Source organism: Mesorhizobium sp. M8A.F.Ca.ET.161.01.1.1 (assembly GCF_004792105.1).
Classification (GTDB): Bacteria; Pseudomonadota; Alphaproteobacteria; order Rhizobiales; family Rhizobiaceae; genus Mesorhizobium.
The window spans coordinates 1-342 of record NZ_SRTD01000236.1 but is presented as its reverse complement, the minus strand read 5'-3'; the positions used below and the strand labels follow the sequence as shown (position 1 = coordinate 342).

At 59.6% G+C, this 342-nt stretch carries 1 protein-coding gene; it reads right to left on the bottom strand.

Annotated features, from left to right (window positions below; translation table 11 throughout):
- On the bottom strand, positions 1-320 hold a 320-nt coding region (locus EN804_RS35495; protein WP_135922366.1), incomplete at its 3' end, for an NAD(P)-dependent oxidoreductase.
- Between the last annotated feature and the right edge of the window lie 22 nt (positions 321-342).

The window sequence follows — 342 nt, the reverse complement described above, 5'->3', positions numbered from 1 at the left end:
GCAAAAACGATCCGCGGCTGTCCATGGGCGCGGGCGGCTTCATAGAGATTATAAAGCCCGATGATGTTGCCTTGAACGATTTGTTCGAACGGCTTTTCCACCGATATGCCGCCAAGGTGGATAATCCCGTCGCAACCAGCGACCATGGCATCAACGGCATTTGCGTCCGCCAGGTCGCACTGCACGCATTCCTCGTTCGGGCCTGCCGGGTCTAGCGGAGCGAGATCGGCGAGGCGCAAGATCTCGGCCACCGGTGCGAGGCGTTCGCGCATGACGCGGCCGAGCTGGCCTGCCGCACCGGTAACAAGAAGCCGTTTCATCGCAATTCTCCATCAGCATTAT